Below are 6,953 nucleotides of genomic sequence, written 5' to 3'. Positions count from 1 at the left end.
TCCAGAACGGTTCTTAGAGATAAAAATTCCCCTTCCCCCTCTCTCCGAACAAAAGTACATTGTGGCACGGATTGAGGAGCTGGCCGCAAAGATTGAAGAGGCGAAAGGGCTGAGACAAAAGGCGGTTGAGGAGGCGGAGGCACTTTATAAGTCTATTAGTACATATTGTTTGTCCAGTGCCCAAGAAAAATATGGTGCTGAAACACTTGGAAGCCTTATTTCTATGTCAAGTGGAGAGGGGCTTGTATCAAGTCAACTCAGTAATTCATTTAAATATCCTGTTTATGGCGGGGGTGGTTTTGTTGGTTACTATTCTCGTTTTCTTTTCGAAGAACCCAAAATAGCCATTGGAAGAGTTGGAGCGCGCTGCGGCTGCGTTTTTGTTACAGCGCCTAAATCGTGGATTACAGATAATGCCTTATACTTGACAAAGATTTCTGATCGTCTTGACCCAAGATATTTGGTTTATGCTCTCAGTAATTCCGATCTTCGACAGGTGGCCAATCAGGCAGCTCAGCCAGTGGTTTCTCAAAAGAAAATCAACCCGATCGAAATTTCAGTTCCTCCTCTCCCTGAACAACGCCGTATCTTTGCCTACCTCGACGACCTCCAATCAAAGGTGGATGCACTGAAACGCCTTCAGGTTGAAACAGCAGCAGAGCTTGCCGCCATGCTTCCATCTGTTCTGGACATGGCATTTAAGGGGGAGTTGTAATGCGGATAGAACGTAAAAGGGGACAGATATTTTTTAGGGTTATGCCTATAATATGGCTTAGGATAAAGGTAAGAAGTAGTTTACTGTAAACCTTGAGGCAGACATGATTGGGAAATATGTGGAGAGGTTTACTAACAGATGAATTTGCTCCAGACTACATTACCTGTTCAGGATGTTAATGACCTCTTTCTTAATATCACTGATTAGTGTGGGTTTTATAAAGTATTTTATATTGTTCTCTTTGAAAAAGGTTTCATACTGTTCGTATCCTCGCCCTGTTATGAACAGGAAGCGGTCGTGTAGACGCTGGTGTCCTTCAACTACCTTTTTATAAAAATCTATGCCATTCATGTCAGGCAAATCTGCCTCAGCCACAATGATACTATAGTTTTTTCCTATGACTTTCTTAAGCCCATCTTCCCCATTAACAGCCATATCTACAATACCTTCTTCTCCTAGAATCACATCAAATAACCCGGCCATCATAGAATCATTTTCAACTATTAGAATATTTTCATTCCATGTATCAGGTAAACGCTTTATTGCTTCATAATGACTTCTTGTGCTATGCCACTTTTTAAAGAACCGTTCTATATATTTTTTATGCTGTTGTATCTTTGCTGCTACCTGAACAGTATTGTTCGAAGAACCTTTTTTTGAGTTTAATACATAAAGGAATATATCATTATATTCAGAAAATTCCGTTGAAATTATACACTGTATCATGTTGTCTTTAGTCAGAGTTTCTGAGTCTATTTTCTCTTCAACCAGCCTGAAGTAATTATCCACTGTTTCCATTGTTTCATTATCTATCTGTACTGGAAGAATAAAGTTTTTCTGATCTTTAATAGCTGCAGTGGTTTCACTTAGTAATTCGTAATGCAGCCTTTCATCTCTGCTTAGGCACTTTAGGAAATTTGCGAATTCCCTGTCATTTACAAAAAAAGAGGCCGCCTTTTCGTAAACCCTGTATGCTGTTCTTTCAGTTTCAATAACCCATGTGATAGATTTCTCCATAGTAGAATGCCTCCCTAATTTAAAATGTGTAAACAGTGTTTTTTAACTGATGGGGTTTCAATAATAATTATCGGTAGCATTGGGATATAAAAATAATACCATACAGAAATGGAAGGTCTATGGATGCAATAATAGAGGAGCTTAAAAGATGTTCAGGAAGTCAGTTTGGCACTCAGGTTGTTGAAGCATTTATGAGGGTTAGAACTCATATCTCAGTGTAGCGAACAGGTTGTCATTTTTATCAAACTGTCCGAAGAAAGTCATGGTGTCCTTGCCGCCAAAGAAATTAAAGCCTGCCTCTGTCCATAATGAGTCTGTGATGTTGTACCTGATTTCAGGGATGATAAAACAATCTTTATCATCAGGGCTGTAGAATGAGAACAGGCTCAATCTGAGGGTATTGTATTTCAACATCTGGGTTAATCTAAGGGTTATAAGCTGGTGCAAGTTATCTGTTTTTGGCATTCCGGCGGGGAGGGAGGACTCGTAGTTGTTGTATTGGTGCATGTATTCGCCGTAGTATTGCACACCTGCTGTAAAGTCTGTCCAGAATTGTCTGGAATAGCCTAAGATATATTTTGTTGCTGAATTTGGGGTTGTGAAGTCATCTCCGTTCCTGTCGTCACGGGAGTCATAGTAGCCGCCTTCTATGCCGAGCACACCATTTGCAAAATTACCCTGTACGCTGAATCCATAGACAGATAGATGAGGATAGAAGAGCACGGCTTCTGTTAATGAAGCAGGTCTCATTCCCGGAGTTTTATAAAAACCCCTGTATACATATATGGTCGTATCAAATCCCTGTATCTGTCTGTAGAGCCGGAGGGCTGTTTCAGTATTTTCAAGCTCATTACGCGGTTTTTCGCTGTTGATTATTGTCATTGGACTATACATGAAAAATCGCTTAGGATCAGGCAATGTATAAGGTTCAAAAAACGGGATGATTACTAATTCAGTTGAGATGGTATCGGAGTATGAGGCAATCTTAATTGCGTCAGAGCCTGTCTTTAAATACTCCATCGGCTGGCCTGAGAAGAGGGCAGAATAGTTCTTGGGATAAATATCATTAATGAACAGCAGGTCACCGATTCCCCATGTGATTATCTGTCTGCCTATCCTTAAATCATAATTAGTAGAACGGTAATCAATATAACCTTCTCGTATATTTACTTCATCATTTCCGGAAATGGAGTCATGAACCAAGTCTGCTTTTAATGCGAAATCTGAGTCTCCTGAGCCGCCTGTTACCTCCGCCCGTATCTTATCTCCGCCTGACAAGAAGTCCCCGCCTTCACTTGGGTCAGGAGTTTCCTTGCCTGTGATTCGGGATGATATGTTGCTCTGAATAAAGCCGTGGAAGGTTATGTCCTGAGCATAAGAGGCACAGGAGATTGTTAAGATAATTGTAATTGTAAAAAGTAATGTTTTCATCTGTTCCTCTTTGTTCATCCGAAAATCAACCCCATCCCCACCCTGACCCTCCCCTTGAAGGGGAGGGAATCAACATAGCCCCCTCTCCCTCAGGGAGAGGGTTAGGGTGAGGGTGGGGTTTCCAGGATTCTGTGTACTACTATTCTATTCTTACTTCTCATTTCTAACTTCTTGTTTCTGACTTCTAACTTCTCTCTTTGCTCCGCCCGTTACTTTATCCACTTCTCCGGCGGCTTTCTTAGATAACGTTCTGAAAATACGTCATCACCTATGCCCACATTGTAAGCAATGCTTTCAAATACAACCTCTGTCCTGTGTCCGCTTTTAACATTTACCATTGTCCTCTTTGTAACAGCAGGGAGGCCGTTTACTGTTTCGATCTTGTCTGCTGTAAAGGTCTTGTATAGTGCGCCCTGTATGTCATAGTACTCATCTTTCAGCGGGATGTAAGTGGTCTTGTCTATCCATGACACCTTTCTGGTATACTCTGTAGTGCTTTTTGGAGTGCTCTCAATTACGTGGCATGGCTTACCCTGAATGGTATCTTCTTTCAGGTATTTATGAGTGTCTGCATCTATGTCCCTGCCGGACACATCCTCATAAGTAAAGTCTGAACCCACGAAGCTTGACCTGCTGTCCCTTGCGGCTATACGGTTGACGAGATTGATAGACGGAATGAAGAGCCACCTGTCATCATCTTTACCGGAATATTTATTAACAAGGAATGCCATGCCGCGTACATCACCTGGATTGTGAAAATACATAAAATATTTCTGGTCACCGCCTGACCCATTCTTTCTGAGCATGGTGAGTTCTCTTAGCCTCTGTGCGCCTGTCTTTGCTATCAGGCTCATCTTCACCCTCGCCTGCATGTCCTTGCCCGGATAAAAGAATACCTCCTGAGATTTTTTCACAATCTCCACTGCATCTTCAGCATGGAGAACTGCAGGGCTTATTAACCCCGTCATCAACAACAAAATTAATTGTATTAAATATCTTTTCATCTTTTATCTCCTTTTCTGAACCTTACGCGAAAATACTTCCGGCGGGGTTAGAAAACCCCGCCTATCCACATAAAATTAAGGATAGGCGGGACATTCTTGTCCCGTTCATTTTCTGCTCACTCATCACTGTTCACTCTTCACTAAGAATCCCCCCAGCAACCTGATCATTGCCGGCAGAAATAATATAGTTAATACTGAACTGATTATCATCATACTGCCTATAAAAAGCCCCACTGTGATATACGGGGTTAATGGGGCAAATATCATTATGGAAAAGGCTGAGGCGAACAGGATTGCATTTCTGAGGATGCCCTTTCCAGGTCTTGATGCAGTCCATACCACCGCCCTTTCTATATCGCGGTCTTCCTTATACCTCTGCTGAAATCTCCTGATGAAATGGATTGCAAAATCTACTGCCATACCGAGCGAGAGGGCCGACAATACAGAGATTGGCATGTCAAAATCCTTCCCGATATATCCTACAAACCCATATATTGTAAGGATAGTAAATAACAGCGGGAGATAACTTATTATGCCCCATTTTATGGACCTGAAGTTGATCACAAGGATTATGAATACTACGACTAATGCTATGAGGAACCCTTTTATCATGTCATACAAAACCTCATCATTCCAAACCATGTTGAAGTATGAGATACCGGCAGGTTTGAATCGGAGTTTTAGATCAGGATGAGATGCAGTAAACCCGCTGATCTTTTTTAAGACATCCCGCATTGCAACAGCATCCCATGTTTTAAGCTGTAAGAATATGTTTGCCTTGTCATAATCAGCAGTAACCATATTATTCAGGTCACGAGGCTTTGCCGACATCCCGAACAGGAACAAATACTGGGCAATCTCATCTGATGATTCAGTAACCCTGTCATATTCAGGACTGTTTCCATGAAGCACCTTGTTGATGCGTTTGACTATATCAACAATAGATGTTGTTTTACCCACTATTGCCAGGTCTCCCAGTTCTTTCTGTAATTCTTCTATTGCCTTGAGATTTTCAGTATTTTTCATTGCATCAGGGGCATCTGATTCAACAATTATGTATGCAGACGCGGTTCCTGCAAGGTGTCCGTTCATAACCGTATCCGCCTGTCGTACATCACTGTTCTTCTTAAACCATGAGACCATGTTGTTATTAACATTGACCTTGCTGACACCGATGCCTGCAATTATTACCATGATGATAATTATGGCAATAACAATCCTGTAGTTATGATAACCTGTCTCTCCCAGCTTCCTTAGGAGTGAAGAACCTTTGCCGGTCTCCGAATCCTCCTTCTCTGCGGCTGACAGCAAGCGACTATCTCTTGTAAGCATTATTACAGCGGGTATGAAACTGAAGCTCATCAACCTTATTACAATAGTTCCAATTGCAATGAATAATCCAAATACTCTTACAGGTATTATTTGCATCAGTACCAATACTCCGAATCCTGCGGCGGTTGCCAATGCTGTATATTTTACCGCAGGGCCGACCACAGTAATCGTATCCAGTATTGCCTGCTTCTTATTTCCCGTCTCTTTTAATCTGAAATAGAATTCATTGAATATATGGACGCTGTCAGTTGCTATAGCCATCAGGAAGACAGGGATCATTGAACTCATTATGTGAACAGGAAAACCTGAACCTATTAATGCACCCATGCTCCATATTATGCTCATAAAGGCTACTGCCATCATAGCGATGACGAGTGTGATATTGCGGAACATTAAATAGAGAGCAATAAACATTATCATTCCGGCTATCGGTGAAAATATTCCCATCTGAATAAACATATTTGCTCCGAATGTATCCCTTGCAACAGGGTCACCGGCAACATAATATTTTTCATCTCCTCTTTCTGCCTTAACAAGGGACCTTATGCTGTCGGCTATCTTCTTTCCATTTGCACCTTCTTCAAGTGGAACATATATAGCGGTCGTTGTCTTATCTTCAGAGACCAGCCGGCCAATAAGCATCGGGTTATCATATATCTCCTCTTCCAATGCCTTTATCCCTTCATCTGCAGGGACAATATCCATTATGGGCCTGATAAGGAGCTGTCCACCCTGTGAAAGCACATTATCCACAGTAGTCAGACTCATTACATCCTGAACAACTACACCATGTATTCTTTTAATCTCATCAGTAAGTCTTGAGATACTGTCGAGAGAATGCCGGTTGAACAGTCCTTTATCATTGACGATACCAAGGACGATCATGTCCTTATGAAGCTCAAACAGGGATTCAGTCCGGTCATTATAAACCCTGACCGGAGAATCGGCAGGGAGCATATTCTTCGGGTCTGTATCAGTGACTATTTTAGGAAACTGCGTAAGGAACAGCAGTGTAAGTATTATTATAACTGCGATTACGGTCTTGGGTTTTTCTACTGAAATGTTTGTAAGTCTTGACGCCATAATTTATATCCAAATATAGTATATTCGAAATATCGAAACAATGATATAGGTAAAATACTTCAGTTTTATTCACTTGTCAATAGGGGGCTCGGGATGCGGGATGGGATTGATTTTCGGATGAACCGTCATGAAACTGGGTTTCACAAAGGGGCATGAAAATCAGCGGGACAAGAAAGTCCCGCCTATCCTCGAAAAAATGGATAGGCGGGGTTTTCTTACCCCGCCGGAGGGGATTTTCGGATGAACCGTCATGAGCGGGGCGCTCACAAAGGGAAATGAAAATAGTAAACAGTAAGCAGTGAGCAGTAAACAGGAAAGGCAGTCTTTATCTGCTAACTGCTTACCGCTTACTGCTTACTTGGGGTCATTTT

The 6,953-nt window shown here is 41.7% G+C and carries 5 protein-coding genes; 1 reads left to right on the top strand and 4 read right to left on the bottom strand.

The genetic code is table 11. From position 1 onward, the window contains the following. The coding region (locus HZA08_11815; protein ID MBI5194110.1) for a restriction endonuclease subunit S at positions 1-715 on the top strand (715 nt) is incomplete at its 5' end. 159 nt (positions 716-874) lie between these two features. Here HZA08_11815 and HZA08_11810 read toward each other — a convergent pair. From HZA08_11810 to HZA08_11795, 4 genes are all read right to left on the bottom strand, one after another. After that, on the bottom strand, positions 875-1,732 hold the full coding sequence (locus tag HZA08_11810) for a response regulator (GenBank protein MBI5194109.1): 858 nt from the start codon (positions 1,730-1,732) through the stop codon (positions 875-877). Between the two features lie 198 nt (positions 1,733-1,930). Further along, the gene (locus HZA08_11805; GenBank protein ID MBI5194108.1) at positions 1,931-3,163 is read right to left on the bottom strand and encodes a hypothetical protein; all 1,233 of its coding nucleotides are present in this window, start codon (positions 3,161-3,163) and stop codon (positions 1,931-1,933) included. A gap of 209 nt (positions 3,164-3,372) precedes the next feature. Beyond that, positions 3,373-4,167 (bottom strand): outer membrane lipoprotein-sorting protein, encoded by a 795-nt coding sequence (locus HZA08_11800; protein MBI5194107.1) that lies wholly within the window; start codon positions 4,165-4,167, stop codon positions 3,373-3,375. A gap of 123 nt (positions 4,168-4,290) precedes the next feature. After that, positions 4,291-6,582, bottom strand: a complete 2,292-nt coding sequence (locus HZA08_11795) for an MMPL family transporter (GenBank protein MBI5194106.1) — start codon at positions 6,580-6,582, stop codon at positions 4,291-4,293. Positions 6,583-6,953: the final 371 nt, after the last annotated feature.

The sequence above is a fragment of the Nitrospirota bacterium genome, from assembly GCA_016212215.1.
Lineage (GTDB): Bacteria > Nitrospirota > 9FT-COMBO-42-15 > HDB-SIOI813 > HDB-SIOI813 > JACRGV01.
This window is presented reverse-complemented; position numbering and strand designations above follow the sequence as displayed.